The organism is Curtobacterium sp. MCLR17_039 (genome assembly GCF_003234745.1).
GTDB classification, from domain to species: domain Bacteria; phylum Actinomycetota; class Actinomycetes; order Actinomycetales; family Microbacteriaceae; genus Curtobacterium; species Curtobacterium flaccumfaciens.
This window is the reverse complement of the sequence record NZ_QKTF01000004.1, coordinates 177859-193030: the sequence shown is the minus strand read 5'-3', so window position 1 is coordinate 193030 and position 15172 is coordinate 177859. Positions and strand designations below refer to the sequence as shown.

The window sequence follows — 15172 nt, the reverse complement described above, 5'->3', positions numbered from 1 at the left end:
GTTTTCTGTGAATCGCTACAGAATGGGGTCATCGGTGCCGATGTCGGTTCGTGCCACGACGGCAGTGGTCGTCGGCGCGCTCGGAGCGCTCGTGGGGACCGCGATCGTCGCGCCGCACCTGGTCCCCTCGTCGGCGCCGCACACGGCGGCGGCCTGGGTGCAGGCCGGCACCGACGCCTGCGGTGCGGGGTGGCCGGCGAGTCCGGACCGCGCCCTCGCCGGCCCGCACACGTTCCGGATCCACAACACGTCCGTCGCCGGGATCGAGGTGCAGCTGGTCGACCCCACGAGCGGCGCGGTCTACCTCGACGCGGAGGGGCTGGGGGCGGGCGCGACGCACGACTACGGCGTCCGACTCCCGCGCGGCCAGTACCGCTTCCGTTGCCTGCCCGCCGACGCGAACCCGAGCACCGGACCGGTCGTCCACCTGCGCGGTGCCGCCCACGTCAGCGACGAGACCCCGGGGATCGTCCCGGTCACCCGCGACGACCTGATCCCCGCTGCGAAGTCCTACGGCACCTGGATCGAGAGCCGCCTGCCGGCGCTGCTCGACGACGTGCGTGCGCTCGACGCCGACGTCCGTGCAGGCGACGTCCGGGCGGCACAGCGGGACTGGCTGGTCGGTCACCGCGAGTACGAGCAGCTCGGAGCCGCCTACGGGGCGTTCGGCGACGACGACACCGCGATCGACGGCGTCCCCGCAGCCGGACGGACCGCGCTCGACGACCCGCACCTGGCCGGGTTCCACCGTGTCGAGGCACTGCTGTGGTCGGGCGGCCCCAGCAGCCGTGCCGTCGCGCCGGCCGACGCCCTGGTCGCCGCGGTCGCGCACCTGCGCCGGACGTTCCCCACCCAGCGGGTCGACCCGCTCGACGTCGGCCTGCGCGCGCACGAGATCCTCGAGAACGCGCTGCGCTTCGAGGCGACCGGGGCCACCGACGCCGGCAGCCACACGGCTCTGGCCACGATCGACGCGAACATCAGCGGGACGGAACACGCGCTCGAGCCGCTCCGGCCGATCCTGCGGAGCCGCTATCCGGGGTTGCCCGCCACCGATCGTGCGCTGGCGGCCCTCCGCGCCGACGTCGGATCGCACCGACGGACCGACGGCAGCTGGGACACCCTCGACGGCCTCGGCCGCACCGACCGCGAGCACCTCGACGCCGACCTCGACGCCGCACTCGAGCGACTCGCGCCCGTCGCCGCCATCTGCGACCCGAGGAGGACCTCGTGACCGAACGACCGCAGCACCAGAGCCCGCAGGGGCACCAGATCCAGCAGGACCCCCGGCGCCGGCAGCACCCACGCGGGATGGACGCGGCGACGTACCGACGGATGGCCGAGGCGCACGCCAGCCTCGGGCTGTCCGCCGACGGCAACGCGTGCCCGGCCGGTGGTCCGGACGACCGGAAACCGTCGACCCCGGGAACCCGCGGGCTCGGCCGTCGCGCGTTCCTGACCAGCGCGGTCGCGGCCGGTGCCGGAGCCGCCGCGGCGGCGGCAGCGAGCCTGACCGCCGGGGGCGGGACGGGCCTCCAGGCAGCAGCCGCGACCACCGGCGGTGCCGACGCGGCCTCGTACGCGTTCCACGGCGCCCACCAGGCCGGGATCAGCACACCGGCGCAGCGACAGTCGGCGTTCCTGGCGTTCGACGTGACCGCGGCCAGCCGCGGGGACCTGGCCGACCTGCTCCGGACGATCACCGAGCGGGCCCGTTTCCTCACCCGCGGCGGCACGCCCGCCGACGTCGGGATCACCGCGCCGCCGGCCGACTCCGGTGTGCTCGGACCGGAGGTCGCGGCCGACGGGCTCACCGTGACGGCGAGCGTGGGTGCCTCGCTGTTCGACCACCGGTACGGTCTGGTGGGGCAGCGCCCGGCGCGGTTGCGGACGATGGAGGACTTCCCGAACGACGACCTCGATCGGTCGATCTCGGACGGCGACCTGCTGCTCCAGGTGTGCGCGCACAACACCGACACGGTCCTGCACGCCGTCCGCGACATCGCCCGGGCCACCCGCGGCGGCATGCAGGTGCGCTGGCGGCAGGACGGTTTCGCCTCGCCGCCGCGCCCCTCCGGCACCCCGCGCAACCTGCTCGGGTTCAAGGACGGCACGGGCAACCCCTCCACCGCGGACCGAAGCGTGATGGACGACCTGGTCTGGACCCGCGGCGGACAGGACGGCGAACCCGACTGGGTCACCGGGGGCAGCTACCACGTCGTGCGGACCATCCGGATGTTCGTCGAGTTCTGGGATCGCGTCTCGCTGCACGAGCAGGAGAACATGATCGGCCGCCACCGCGACTCCGGTGCCCCGCTCACCCGCAGCGGCGAGTTCGACGACCCGCGGTACCAGGACGACCCGACCGGTGACGTGATCCAGATGGACGCGCACATCCGGTTGGCGAACCCGCGCACGGCCGAAGCCCGTGCGCAGCAGATGCTCCGACGCCCGTACAACTTCGACAACGGCACCGACACGAACGGCGACCTCGACATGGGCCTGTTGTTCGCCTGTTTCCAGGCCGACCTGGAACGGCAGTTCGTCGCCGTGCAGAAGCGCCTGGTCGACGAGCCCCTCGTCGACTACGTGTCGCCGGTCGGTGGCGGCTACTTCTTCGCCCTGCCCGGGGTCCGCCACGCGGACGACTGGCTGGGCCGTCGACTGTTCGCACGCACCTGACCGGGCCCGCCGGCCCCACTGCTTCCCCATCCCCACCGTCCCGACCAGTGAGAGGTTCCTCGTGTTCCGACCTTCCGAACGACGCATCCAACAGGGCGCGCTCGCCATCATGGCCCTGGCGGCCGTCGCGGGGACGGCCATCGCCATCCCGCAGTCGGCGTCCGCCGCGGACAACTCCCTGCGGACCACCACCCCCGTCAAGCACGTCGTCGTGATGTACGACGAGAACGTGTCGTTCGACCACTACTTCGGCACCTACCCGAAGGCCGCGAACACCGACGGCACCCGTTTCACCGCGGGGCGCGGCACGCCGACGGTGAACACGCTCGCGTCCTCCGGCACCCTGACGAAGAACCCGAACGCCTACGCGCCGTCACGGTTGACGCCGGCCCAGGCGCTCACCTGTGACCAGAACCACAACTACCTGCCCGAGCAGAAGGCCGTCGCCGGTGGCGCCATGGACAAGTTCGTCGAGAGCACCTCGGTGGACACCTGCACGGGGCTGTACGGGTCGCCGGGCCTGACGATGGACTACTACGACGGCAACACCACCACCGGGCTGTGGAACTACGCCCAGAACTACGCGATGAGCGACAACGCCTGGGACACCGGCTTCGGCCCCTCCACCCCCGGAGCGCTCAACCTGATCAGCGGCAACACCCACGGCGGCACGGGCGTGGACTCGGTCACCGGCGCCACGGTGCCGACCTCGACCTCCGTCGTCGCGAAGGACGCCGCGGGCCAGGGCACCGTCACGGCCGACCCGGACCCCGCCTACGACGACTGCTCCGACAAGGACCGCACGTCGACGTCGAACCTGGTGAAGATGTCGGGCAAGAACATCGGCGACCTGCTCAACGCGAAGGGGGTCACCTGGGGCTGGTTCCAGGGTGGCTTCGCCCCGACGACGGCGTACGCGGGCACCGGCACCCTCGCCAAGTGCGACGCCACCACGACGAACGTGGGCGGGTCGGTCAGCAACGACTACTCGCCACACCACAACCCGTTCGCGTACTACGCGTCGACGTCGAACCCGCACCACCTCGCGCCGACGAGCGACCGCATGATCGGCTCCACCGACCGGGCGAACCACCAGTACGACCTGTCCTCGTTCGACACGGCCCTCGCCGAGCACCGGATGCCCGCCGTGTCGTTCCTCAAGGCCCCCGAAGCCCAGGACGGGCACGCCGCCTACTCCGACCCGCTCGACGAGCAGAAGTTCCTGACGTCGAAGATCAACGAGATCGAGCAGTCGCCGGAGTGGTCGAACACGGCCATCATCATCAACTACGACGACTCGGACGGCTGGTACGACCATGTCGCGCCCACCATCCTGAACGGCTCGACGGACTCCTCGAACGACACCACGGTCTGCACCTCGGCTGCGACCAAGGTGGGTGTCGCCGGCGGGTACCTCGACCGGTGCGGCCCCTCGCAGCGGCTGCCGTACCTGGTCATCTCGCCGTTCGCCAAGCAGAACCACGTCGACCACACCGCCATCGAGCAGACCTCGACCACGAAGTTCATCGAGGACAACTGGTCGACGGGCCGGATCGGTGACCAGTCGTTCGACGCTCGGGCGGGGTCCCTCCGCGGCATGTTCGACTTCACGCACCCGCAGCACCGCGAGGTGCTGCTGAACACGACGACGGGTGCGGTCTCGCGGATCGTGTCGACGGCCGTCACTCCGAAGCCGACCCCGAAGCCCACGGCGAAGCCGCACGCGGGGACCGGCGGCGGGACGGGCTCGAGCGCGGGATCCGGAGCCGGCACCGGTGCGGGTACCGGCAGCGGGGCGGCGCCGGCCTCGAGCGCCTCGGCCGGAGCCGCGGGCGCGGGCGCGGGCGCGGGGCAGACCGTTGCCGCCGACCCGTCCGCGGCCGATCCGTCCACGAAGCGCCTGGCCTTCACCGGCGTGCAGCTCACCGGGGTCACGATCGCCGCGATCGTGTTCCTGATGGCCGGCATCGCACTCGTCGTCATCCGTCGTCGACAGCTCCGCCGTCGGGCCGACTGACACGGAGCGTCGGACCGACCGACACAGAGCGTCGGACCGACCAACACAGAGCGTCGGACCGACCGACACGGAGCGTCGGACCGACCGACACGGAGCGTCGGACCGACCGACACGGAACCGAGCGGTGCCCCGGAGCGTCCTGCGCTCCGGGGCACCGTCGCGTCCACGCGCAGTCGCCCAGCGCCCGTCGGCGCCGCATCCGTCGTCGCCGCGTCCGTCGTCGCGCCGCGCGTCGGATCCGTTCCCTCAGACCACGTCGACCTGGAGGCGCGGCTCGCCTCCCGGCACCACGACCGCCGCCATCGGCGGCACCGTCCGCCACCGCTTCGCGAGCCGACGGGGCCGGTCGTCGTACCAGGCGATGATCCCGCCGGCCACGATGCCGAACGCGAGCACCCCGAACGAGAACAGCCCGATCAGGCCGAGCAGGGTCAGCTTCCCGAAGTCGCCCGGGTCCGTGGTCGCCGTGAACCCGATCGACCCGAAGTCCCAGAAGGCGTGCAGCAGCACCGGGGCGAGCAGCGACCCGGTCAGCCGTCGCGCGACGTACAGCGTCGACCCGAACGACGCCGCGAACACGACCTGGACCAGCGTCGGCCCGATGCCGGCACCGGCGAGCGCGTTGAGCAGGTGCAGCAGCCCGAACAGCGCGCACGACAGGGCCCACACCCCCGTCTCCGGCAGGCGCCGCCGCAGCCCCACGAGCAGGGTGCCGCGGGCCATGAGCTCCTCGAACACCCCGACGAACAGCACCCCGACGGCGAGCAGCAGGAAGTAGTGCGCGGGCAGCGCGGTCCAGTCGATCAGGGGCAGCCGGACGACGCACACCACGAGCACGAGGATCGGCGCAACCATCGTCCACCGGAGTCGCGTCCGGACCGGGTCGACCGTGGCGATCCGCCACCAGCCGAGCGCCGTGACGAACAGGGCGAGTGCCGCGACGGCGATGCCCTCGGGGATGACGAGGGCGTGCACGACGCTGTCGACCGTCTGCCCGAGGGTCGCGTAGTCGTCGCTCGGCCGTGACCGCCAGGCGCTGATCGCTGCGAAGACCACGATCGGCGCGAGCCCGAGCAGCAGCGACGGGGGCACCGGCCAGCGGCGGCGAGCGGCTCGGACGGGGGCGGTGGTGGTCATCTGCTGGTTGTACCAGGCGGGACGTACGATTGGCGGTATGCGCCTGCCCTCCCTGTCCACCATGGCAGAGGACTACGTCAAGCTCATCTGGAAGGCCAGCGAGCGCGGCGGACCCGGCTTGGCGACGCGCGACATCGCGGCGTCCCTGAAGGTGTCGGCGTCGACGGTGTCGGGCAACCTCAAGAAGCTCGACCGCGACGGCCTGATCGAGCACACCCCGTACTACGGCGTCGTGCTCACCCCGCTCGGGCAGCAGGTCGCGGTGGCGATGGTCCGGCGGCACCGGCTGATCGAGACGTTCCTGGTGGAGCGGCTCGGTTACTCGTGGGACGAGGTCCACACCGAGGCCGAGGCTCTGGAGCACGCCGTGTCGGAGCAGTTCCTCGACCGGGTGGACGCCGACCTCGGCCACCCGACGCACGACCCCCACGGCGACCCGATCCCCGGTGCGGACGGCATCGTGCCGGACTCCCCCGGCACCCTCCTCGGTGCGATCGAGCCGGGAGCGTGCGGCACCGTGGACCGCGTCTCGGACGACGATCCCTCGCTGCTGCGGTACTTCGACGAGCTCGGGGTGGGGCTGGGCACGCACCTGCGCGTCGAGCGGGTGCGGGACTACGCCGGCGTCATCGCGGTGTCGCGGCGGGCCACCGACGGCTCGGAGTCCCTCGTCGACCTGCCGGCCGCGGCGGCGTCGTCCATCTGGCTCGCGCCCGACGGCGACTGACCCCGCTGCGCGGGCTGGCCGGCTGGCGTGCGCGGGCTGGCCGGTCACGACACCCCGCTCACGTCCGCCGACTGGTCACGCTCCGTCGCCCGGGAGCCCCGCAGGCAACGGTTCGCGACCACCCGGCGCCCAGCGCACGGGGTGTCGTGACCGCACCGCGGCCCGCGAACGCGCGTGGCGTCGGACGGGAGGCCCGTTGCCCCGCCGCCACGCGCCTCCCGTCCGGCGCCCCACCGGTCCCGACACCCCGCTCACCTTCCCCCACCGGTCACGAACCGTCGCCCGGGAGCCCCGCAGCCGACGGTTCGCGACCACTCGGCGCCCAGCGCACGGGGTGTCGTGACCGCACCGCGGCCCGCGAACGCGCGTGGCGTCGGACGGGAGGCCCGGTGCCCCGCCGCCACGCGCCTCCCGTCCGGCGCCCCACCGGTCACGACACCCCGCTCACGTTCCCCCACCGGTCACGAACCGTCACCCGGGAGCCCCGCAACCGACGGTTCGCGACCACCCGGCACCCCACCCACGGGGTGTCGTGACCGCGCGACGCGGCCGCCCCACGACCATGGCGGCGACGCTTCGTGACCACCCGGCGCTCCCGGCCGGGCGCGCCCGACGGCCCTAGCCCTTGACGGAGCGCGTCCGGCCGAGGGCGACCTCGCGCCGGGCGCGTTCGAGGGCGAGCGCAGATGCGGCGTCCGGGTCGTGCAGCAGTCGTTCGGTCTCGCGCACGTGCTCCCGGACGGCCTCGGTCCCCCGCTCGGCGGCCGAGGCGAGGACGGGTCCGACGGTGTCCTCGCCGAGGCCCACCAGGGCACGGGACAGGCTGAGCCGACGCTCGCGGTCGCCGATGCCGAGCTGCACCGCGAGGGTCCGCGCGAGCGACGCCCGCTCGTCGTCCGGCACCAGTGCGACGGCCGTCCGCCAGGCCGCGCGGAGCACCTCGTCGTCGTGGTCCTCGAGCAGCGGCCGTACCGCGGGCCACGCGTCCGGGTCACCGATCTTCGACAGGGTGTGGAGCGCCTGGCTGCGAGCCTGCGGATCGGGGCGCTCGAGCTCGGGCAGCACGCGGGCCACGACGTCGTCGGCGGGGTGCCGGGTGAGTGCCCACGTCAGCATGTCGCGGACGAAGAAGTCCGGCTCGACGGCGCACTGCGCGACGAGCACCTCGAGGTCCGCGGGGTCCGGGGTGGTCCCCGCGGCCATCACGGCCTGCAGCCGGGCGGAGGATCGCGGGTCGGCGAGGGCGTCGGTGAGCGTGGTCATCCCTCCATCGAAGCCCCTCGCGCCGGGGCCGTGTCAAGCATCGGGGCATAGCGTCGGGAGACGTGCGGTCCGCTCCCACCGCACCCACGACCACGAAAGGACGTCCGCATGCCCCGCATCGGTACCAGTGACCTGCACGTGTTCCCCCTCGCCCTCGGCGGCAACGTCTTCGGGTGGACGGCGGACGAGTCGACCTCGCACCAGGTCCTCGACGCCTACACCTCGGCCGGTGGCGACTTCATCGACACCGCGGACGTCTACTCGGCCTGGGCGCCGGGCAACTCGGGCGGTGAGTCCGAGCGGGTCATCGGTTCGTGGCTCCGTGCCTCGGGCAAGCGGGACGACGTCGTCATCGCGACGAAGGGCTCGCAGCACCCGGATTTCCAGGGCCTCGCCGCGGACACCGTTGCCGCCGCCGCCCGCGCCAGCCTCGAGCGCCTCGGCACCGACCGGATCGACCTGTACTACGCCCACTTCGACGACCAGTCGACCCCGCTCGAGGAGACCGTCCGCGCCTTCGACCAGCTCGTGCAGGACGGACTGGTCCGCTACACCGCGATCTCGAACTACTCGAAGGACCGCGCCGCGGAGTGGATCCGCATCGCAACGGAGAACGGGCTCGCCCAGCCCGTCGCCATCCAGCCTCACTACAACCTGGTCACCCGCCAGCCGTTCGAGGCGGAGATCGCGCCGCTCGCGCACGAGCACGGACTCGGCGTCGTGCCGTACTTCTCGCTCGCCGCGGGGTTCCTGACCGGCAAGTACCGCTCGAAGGACGACTTCGCCGGCAAGGACCGCGAGGGCCAGGTGTCCGGGTACTTCACCGACGAGGGGCTCGCCGTCGTGGACGCGCTGTCCTCGATCGCCGACGCGCACGGCTCCGAGATCGCCACCGTCGCACTCGCCTGGTTGCAGGCGCAGCCCGACGTCGTCGCGCCGATCGCGAGCGCCCGGAACACCGAGCAGCTGCCGGCGCTGCTGGCCTCGGCGGAGCTCGAGCTCAGCGCCGACGAGCTGCAGACGCTGTCCGACGTGTCGGCGAAGGTGCCCGCGAGCGCCTGACACCCGCGCGCTGTCGAGCGACGCCGGCGGTCGCGGGCGGAAACAGACGCGGACGCGGACGCGAACGCGAAACGACGATGTCGCTGTCGTACGACGTCGACATCGTCGTTCCGCGTCGGACCCCACCGCCCGACCGACCGCCGCCGCCGCCGCCGCCGAGCGACCCGCGCCTACGCCCCCGGCGCCAACGACCCGGTCAGCGGCTGCCCCGACGACCGCGTCACGAAGCACGAGATGAACCGGTCACCCTGGTCCCACGTCGCCTGGTCCGGCGCGTAGGAACCCTGCACCTGCACGTCGCCCACGGCAGCGGCGGCCGAGGCGTTCAGCGCCGCGTCGGACTGGCACTGGTCGGCGGCCTGGGTCGCGAGGGCCTCGGTGCCCGGGTAGGTGTCGCCCTGGACCGGGAGTCGTGCGGTGAGCTGCCCGATGTGCGGCGTCGTGCAGTCCACCACCGTGAAGGTCTGCGACCACGCGTTCGTGAACGGCGACAGGCACTCCCCGCCGGCCAGATCGGTCCACGGGTGCTCGCCGGGCAACGCCGGCGTCGTGGCGAACTGCAGCGTGGCGGCGGGCGCGGCGGCCTCGCTCGACTGCGAGGCCGACGCTGACGGCGCAGCACTCGGTGTCGCCGGCGCCGAAGCGGCCGCCGGCGACTTCGTCGGCACGGCCTGGTCGGCGATGTTGTTGCCGAGGATCCACTTCGACAGCAGGAACACCAGCACGATGAGCACGAGGATCAGCGCGATCGACCCGTAGATCAGCAGCTGCTTGCCGCGCTTGCCCTCGTTCCGCAGCCGCGCGAAGCCCTCGTTGATGAAGTTGTCGCGTTCGCCGGACGGCCGGTCCGGACCGCCGGCGGGCCGTCCGGCCGCAGCGGGCGCGGGGGCAGCAGCAGGAGCGGCGGCAGCAGCAGGCACGGCAGCCGCCGGCATCATCCGCGTCCCGGTGTCCTCGGGGTCGTAGCCGGTGCCACCGAGCTGCCCGACCGCCTCGGTGCCGAACAGGTCCTTGATGGCGCTCGTGTCGCTGGTCTCGCGGCCGTCCCACTCGGACTGGTCCAGGTCGTCCGGCGCCGCGGCGGGCAGGGGCTCCGGCTGCGGACCGGTGTCGTTCCCACGCAGTCCCAGAACGGCGTCGAGGTCCTGCCCCACCGACGGCGGCAGGTGCGCCGGGTACTCCTGTGCACCGGTGGGTTCGACCAGCGGAGGTGCTGCGGTCGGCGGAACGGTCGCGTCGGGCTCGGACCACCAGGGGGTCCCGGCCGCCGGCATCGCGGTGGTCGGGGCGTCGGCCTGGAGGCCCTCGGTCGCGTCCGGCACGACGTCTCCGGCGGGCCGACGGGGTGCGTCCACTGCCTCGGTCGCCTCCGACGGAGCACCAGCGGCAGCGGCAGCACCAGCGGCGTCGGCATCCGGCACGGCAGCCGGAGCAGCCGTGTCCGACACGGGCGCTGCCGGGACCGCCGGGGGCACCACCGGCGGCACGGGGACCGCCGGCGGCACCGGGTAGGTCCGCGGTGCCTGCGGCAGCCCGGAGGCCGGAGTGTCGGCCTCGCCGGCGACGACCTCGTCCTCGTCGTCGGACTCGTCGGCGAGCGACCAGGACCCGGCGGACAGTGCGGTGGTGTCGAACGAGTCGGTGGTCAGCGTCGCCGGGACCTCGCCGGGCTCGTCGTCACCGATCGCCCAGTCGAACGGCCGGTCGTGCGCGCCGGTCTGCGTGGGGACCGGCCCGGTGCTGGTGATGCGCAGCAGGTCGGTGAAGGTCGGTGGTTCCTCGGTCGGGGGCAGGACGTTCTCGACGCCGAGGGGCTGGGGTGCAGCGGGAGCAGCGGGCGGCACGGACTCCGGGTGGTTCCCGGTCGCGCGGCCGAGCCAGTCGACGTCGGCACGACCTTCACCGAACGGGTCGACGCGGCGACGCTCGTCCTCGATGGCCTTCGATGCGGCGGCACGTTCGTCCCGGTGGGTCTGCGCCGTCGGCAGCACGATCGACGACGGGTGCGGCGCGGTGGAGTCCGGCGGGGCGTCGGCGGCGGCGGGGATCCGGTCGTGCAGTGTGGAGCGTTCGTGCTCGACGACGGCGTCGGGGTTCTCGGAGGGTGCGAGCAACTCGGGCGGCATCGAGATGGCCTGGGTCGCGCCGTCGTCGAGCGCCGGAGCAGCAGGCTCAGGCGCCGCAGGAGCAGCTGCCGCAGCCCCAGCCTCGGCCTCGGCCTCGGCCTCAGCAGGCTCCGCCTCGCCCTCGGCCACGAAGGGCTCCGGCAGCGGCGCGCCCGTCTCGCGGGCGGTGCGCTCCGCCTCGCGGCGCTCCCGTCGCGACGGCCAGTCCTCCTCGCCGCGCGGAGCGCCGAAGATGTCCGCAGCGCTGCGGAGACCGTGGAACGGAGCGTCCGAGCCGGACGCACGCCGAGCCTCCAGGCCGTCGTCCCCGTCTGCCGGGCCGGCGGTGCCGTCGGGTTCGCGTGCGTCGTCCGGACGCTCCTCGGTCACGCGGTCAGCCCCAGATCAGCCAACCCGATGGCCGCGAAGTACGGGTAGCCGGCCGCCTCGATCGACTCCTTGGCACCGGTGTCCCGGTCCACGACCACCGCGACGGCAGCGACGATCGCGCCCTCGCGCTCGAGCGCCTCGGCCGCCTTGAGCGGCGAGCCGCCGGTGGTGGAGGTGTCCTCGAGCACGACGACGCGCTTGCCCTTGAGGTCCGGCCCCTCGACCTGCTTGCCGCGGCCGTGGTCCTTCGGCTCCTTGCGGACGACGAAGGCGTCGTAGGTCAGCCCCTGGGCGGCGGCCTGGTGCAGGACGGCGCTGGCGATGGGGTCGGCGCCCATGGTGAGGCCGCCGACGGCGGAGACGTCCGGCACCTGCTGCACGAGCTCGGTCATGACCTGCCCGATCAGCGGCGCGACGCGGTGGTCCAGGCTGACCTTCCGCAGGTCGATGTAGTACGTCGCCTTCTTCCCGCTGGTCAGGGTGAAGTCGCCGTGGAACACCGCTTCGGAGGAGATGTACTGGATCAACTGTTCGCGCGCGTCGGTCACAGCCCACAAGGGTAGTCGGTCGGACCCGCAATGCGCTCCCCCAGCCTGTGGGCCGCGGGGTGCCGGCACCGAGGCGGCCTCGGTACGCTCCGGGGCATGTCCCGAGCACCGCGCCGCCCCGCCGTGGAGCCGGCTCCGTCCGGCGACCGGCGGCCCGGCGAGGTGGCCGTCACGATCGGACGGGAGGCCCTGGGCGGCCTGGTCGCGCTGGCCCTGGCCGTCGTCGCCCTGCGCCACGTCATCGCGACGGAGCGGGTGGCGTTGCTCTGGTACGACGGCGATTCGGTGCTGCTGCCGCTCGTTCAGCGCTCGCTGCAGGCTGGCCAGCCGTTCGAGTGGGCCATGTCGCCCGCGCTGTTCTTCTTCCCCGAGCTGCCCGTGTACCTGTTCTGCTCGCTGGTGACCGCCACGCCGCAGCAGGCCCTGGCGCTGAACGGGGTGCTCGTGCTCCTCGCCGTCTACGCCCTGGTGCGGGCGGCCGCGAACGAGCTGATGCCGTCCGCCGGGCGCCCCGCCCGGATCGCGGTGTCGGCCGGGGCGCTCGGTCTGGTCACGCTGCTGGTGCTGACCGAGTCGTCGGCGACGGCCACGTCGCTCGAGCTGGCGTCCCTGCTGCTCACCACGACCTACTACTACGGCGCCGTGCTGGCGATGCTCGGCACCGCGGTGCTCGTGCTGCGGGCGGTGCGCCTCGGCCGAGCGTCGGTGCCACTGCTCGTGGTGCTCGGACTCGTCGCCGCGTGCACGACCGCGTCGAACCCGCTGTACGTGCCGTGGTCAGCGGCCCCGGTGGTCGTCACCCTCGGGCTCCTCGTGCTGGCGCGGCGGGTGCCGTGGCGTCCGGCCGCGCTGCTCGCCGGTGCCGTCACGGTCGGATCGGTCGTCGGGTACCTGGTGCGGATCCCGCTCCGGCCGTTCGTCTCCCTCGACCCGGCGACGTACGTGCAGCCGTCGCGGGCCGGGGAGACCCTGCGGTTCTTCGCGGCGCTGACCGACGACCGGGCGGGCACGGCACCGGGCGATCTCGGGCTCCTGCTGCTGTTCGCCGGGGTGCTCGTCACCGTCGGCGGCACGGTCTGGGCCTGGCGGGTCCGCACCGCACGCACCGTGCTGGTCGCGACCCTGCTGCCCCTGGTGACCGTCGTCGCCGTGTCCGTCGGGGTCGTCGTCGCCGGGTCCGAGACCCCGCGCTACCTGCAGCCGATCGTGACCGCACCGCTGCTCGCGCTCGTCGCCGTGGCCGAGCTCACCCGCACCGCGGTCCGCCGCACCCGCGTGCACCGCCCGCACCGCGGGGTCCGGGCCGGGGTGGCGGTCGCGATGGCCGCCGTGCTCGCGACCGGGATCGCCGTGGCCCCCGGTACCGCCCACGCCGTGGCGACCGCGCGGTACCCGGCGGCGGCGTGCCTGGACCGTTGGGCCGACGGGCGCCAGGTCACCGGCGTCGGGCAGTTCTGGACCGTCCGGCCCCTCGCCACCTACGCGTCGAGGAACGTCGGGCTGCTGCAGGTCCGGGACACCTTCGAGACGTACCCCTGGCTCGTCGACCTCGGGGCCTACCGTGACGCCGACCCGAGCTTCGTGGTGGTCGGGTCGCACGACCTCTGGACCACCGCGGTCGAGGACTCCCTCGGGCCCCCGGCGACGATCACCCACTGCACCGGGTTCGACGTCTACGACTACGCCGGCACCGCGGGGCAGGCCATCCTGCGGCGCGACGTCGTCGGGAGCGCCGACGTCATCCGACGCGACCGCGGCTTCTGATGCACTGCTGAAGTTGTCCACAGCGGCGCGTTGCCGTCCGATGCTCGCTGTACGGATGTATAGGCTCGTGCTCGATGTCTCGCCCCACCAGCCCCCGCGCCCACCGTGTCCCCGTGCGCCTGCGCCTCGCCGTCACCGGCCTGGCGCTCGCGGGCCTCGTCGGCACGGTCATCGCCGACGCTCCGGCCGCCCAGGCGGTGACCTACCCCACGTGGGACGAAGTGGAGTCCGCCCGCGGCAAGGAATCCGCGAAGCAGGGGCAGATCACCGAGATCCGGGGCATCATCAGCGAGCTCGACGCCAAGGTCGACGCTGCCGAGGCCAAGGCCAAGAAGCTCGGTGACGTGTTCTACAAGGCGCAGCGCAAGGCCCAGACCGCGGCCGAGAAGGAACAGCAGCTCCGCGCCGACGCGAAGGAGCACGCGAAGGTCGCCGACCAGAGCGCCGCGCAGGCCGGGCAGTTCGCCGCGCAGATGTCCCGCTCCGGGGGCGCCGACGTCACCACCTCGGTGATCACCCAGGGCGAAGACGCCAGTGATCTGCTGTACAACCTCGGTGCGCTGAGCAAGCTCTCCGAGCAGGCCGAGCGTGTGCAGGCCGCCGCGAGCGCCGACGCCGCCGTCGCCAGCTCGCTCGAGGCACAGGCCGACCGCGCCGCAGAAGCGCTGGGCGACCTCGCTGCCGAGGCCGAAGACCGCATGCAGGAAGCCCAGGCGGCATCCGACGCCGTGCAGGCCGCCTACGACGAACAGCAGTCCAACAAGGCCCGACTCGACGCCCAGCTCGCGACCCTGACCTCCGGCCGTGTCCGGACCGAAGCCGAGTTCGCCAAGGGTGAGCGCGTCCGCAAGGCGGCGGAGGAGAAGGCTGCGCGCGAAGCGGCACAGCGCGCGGCCGCAGCGGCGGCGGCAGCAGCGGCAGCCGCGAACTCCGGCGGGGGCTCGTCGTCGGGTGGCGGGTCGACCGGGAGCAGCGGCTCGGGCGGCGGCGGTTCCGTCGGCGCGGGCTCCGGGACCGGCTGGGTCCGCCCGGCCAGCGGCTACGTCATCAGCCCCTACGGGTACCGCGTGCACCCGATCACCGGCGTCGTCACCATGCACGAGGGCACCGACCTGGCGAGCGGCTGCTCCACGCCCATCGTCGCGGCCTCGGCCGGCACCGTCGACTACGTCGGCTGGTACGGCGGGTACGGCAACTACGTCCGGATCAGCCACGGCAACGGCGTGCAGACCGCCTACGGGCACATCGTCAACGGTGGCTTCCGGGTCACCCAGGGCCAGCGAGTCGCGGCGGGACAGCTCATCGCGCTCGTCGGCTCCACCGGGGCGTCGACCGGCTGCCACAGCCACGTCGAGGTGCACATCAACGGCGCCACCACCGACCCGGTGCCCTTCATGGGTGCACGCGGGGTCGCCTTCTAGCCAGCCCGCTCACCAGACCGCCGTCCACTCCCAGTGGGCGGCGGTTTGTTGTTTCC

11 protein-coding genes are annotated in these 15172 nt (G+C 73.3%); 7 read left to right on the top strand and 4 right to left on the bottom strand.

Translation table 11 applies throughout. The annotated features are described in order from the left end of the window. Positions 1-40: 40 nt before the first annotated feature. The 3 genes from DEJ00_RS06540 to DEJ00_RS06530 all read left to right on the top strand — a co-directional run bounded on the left by DEJ00_RS06540 (position 41) and on the right by DEJ00_RS06530 (position 4699). Positions 41-1234 (top strand): EfeM/EfeO family lipoprotein, encoded by a 1194-nt coding sequence (locus tag DEJ00_RS06540; protein WP_111056781.1) that lies wholly within the window; start codon positions 41-43, stop codon positions 1232-1234. Beyond that, complete coding sequence (gene efeB / locus DEJ00_RS06535; protein WP_258373569.1) at positions 1231-2682, top strand: iron uptake transporter deferrochelatase/peroxidase subunit; 1452 nt, start codon at positions 1231-1233, stop codon at positions 2680-2682. Before DEJ00_RS06540 ends, efeB begins: the two co-directional genes overlap by 4 nt. Positions 2683-2743: 61 nt before the next feature. Next, a complete protein-coding gene (locus DEJ00_RS06530; protein WP_258373568.1) occupies positions 2744-4699 on the top strand; it encodes an alkaline phosphatase family protein in 1956 nt (651 codons plus the stop codon). 246 nt (positions 4700-4945) lie between these two features. On the opposite strand, the gene DEJ00_RS06525 is transcribed toward DEJ00_RS06530, so the two are convergent. Then, entirely contained in the window at positions 4946-5836 is an 891-nt protein-coding gene (locus DEJ00_RS06525; protein WP_181440098.1) for a CPBP family intramembrane glutamic endopeptidase, read from the bottom strand. 37 nt (positions 5837-5873) lie between these two features. Between DEJ00_RS06525 and DEJ00_RS06520 the strand changes: the two genes are divergently transcribed. Then, the gene (locus DEJ00_RS06520; protein ID WP_027464846.1) at positions 5874-6563 is read left to right on the top strand and encodes a metal-dependent transcriptional regulator; all 690 of its coding nucleotides are present in this window, start codon (positions 5874-5876) and stop codon (positions 6561-6563) included. Positions 6564-7181: 618 nt separating this feature from the next. Here DEJ00_RS06520 and DEJ00_RS06515 read toward each other — a convergent pair. Continuing rightward, entirely contained in the window at positions 7182-7826 is a 645-nt protein-coding gene (locus tag DEJ00_RS06515; RefSeq protein ID WP_111056778.1) for a HEAT repeat domain-containing protein, read from the bottom strand. A gap of 108 nt (positions 7827-7934) precedes the next feature. On the opposite strand from DEJ00_RS06515, the gene DEJ00_RS06510 reads away from it, so the two are divergent. Continuing rightward, on the top strand, positions 7935-8888 hold the full coding sequence (locus DEJ00_RS06510; protein ID WP_111056777.1) for an aldo/keto reductase: 954 nt from the start codon (positions 7935-7937) through the stop codon (positions 8886-8888). A 170-nt stretch (positions 8889-9058) separates the two neighbouring features. On the opposite strand, the gene DEJ00_RS06505 is transcribed toward DEJ00_RS06510, so the two are convergent. Both DEJ00_RS06505 and pyrE read right to left on the bottom strand, forming a co-directional pair. After that, positions 9059-11383 (bottom strand): septum formation family protein, encoded by a 2325-nt coding sequence (locus DEJ00_RS06505; RefSeq protein WP_111056776.1) that lies wholly within the window; start codon positions 11381-11383, stop codon positions 9059-9061. Continuing rightward, positions 11380-11931: an orotate phosphoribosyltransferase gene (gene pyrE, locus DEJ00_RS06500; protein WP_111056775.1), complete on the bottom strand. Its 552-nt coding sequence runs from the start codon at positions 11929-11931 to the stop codon at positions 11380-11382. Before pyrE ends, DEJ00_RS06505 begins: the two co-directional genes overlap by 4 nt. A 96-nt stretch (positions 11932-12027) precedes the next feature. Here pyrE and DEJ00_RS06495 point away from each other — a divergent pair, with 96 nt between their 5' ends. Together DEJ00_RS06495 and DEJ00_RS06490 are read left to right on the top strand one after the other, a co-directional pair. Next, a complete protein-coding gene (locus DEJ00_RS06495) occupies positions 12028-13695 on the top strand; it encodes a hypothetical protein (protein WP_146247885.1) in 1668 nt (555 codons plus the stop codon). A 74-nt stretch (positions 13696-13769) separates the two neighbouring features. Further along, positions 13770-15116 carry a M23 family metallopeptidase gene (locus DEJ00_RS06490; RefSeq protein WP_146247884.1) on the top strand — a complete coding sequence of 449 codons (1347 nt, stop codon included), beginning with the start codon at positions 13770-13772 and terminating at the stop codon, positions 15114-15116. The last annotated feature ends 56 nt before the right edge of the window (positions 15117-15172 follow it).

What these genes read in the sequence shown, in the direction of transcription:
- DEJ00_RS06520 (WP_027464846.1), top strand. Translation starts at nt 5,874, where the DNA reads ATGCGCCTGCCCTCCCTGTCCACCATGGCAGAGGACTACGTCAAGCTC.
- DEJ00_RS06510 (WP_111056777.1), top strand. Translation starts at nt 7,935, where the DNA reads ATGCCCCGCATCGGTACCAGTGACCTGCACGTGTTCCCCCTCGCCCTC.
- DEJ00_RS06490 (WP_146247884.1), top strand. Translation starts at nt 13,770, where the DNA reads ATGTCTCGCCCCACCAGCCCCCGCGCCCACCGTGTCCCCGTGCGCCTG.
- DEJ00_RS06540 (WP_111056781.1), top strand. Translation starts at nt 41, where the DNA reads ATGTCGGTTCGTGCCACGACGGCAGTGGTCGTCGGCGCGCTCGGAGCG.
- DEJ00_RS06495 (WP_146247885.1), top strand. Translation starts at nt 12,028, where the DNA reads ATGTCCCGAGCACCGCGCCGCCCCGCCGTGGAGCCGGCTCCGTCCGGC.
- DEJ00_RS06515 (WP_111056778.1), bottom strand. Translation starts at nt 7,826, where the DNA reads ATGACCACGCTCACCGACGCCCTCGCCGACCCGCGATCCTCCGCCCGG.
- DEJ00_RS06525 (WP_181440098.1), bottom strand. Translation starts at nt 5,836, where the DNA reads ATGACCACCACCGCCCCCGTCCGAGCCGCTCGCCGCCGCTGGCCGGTG.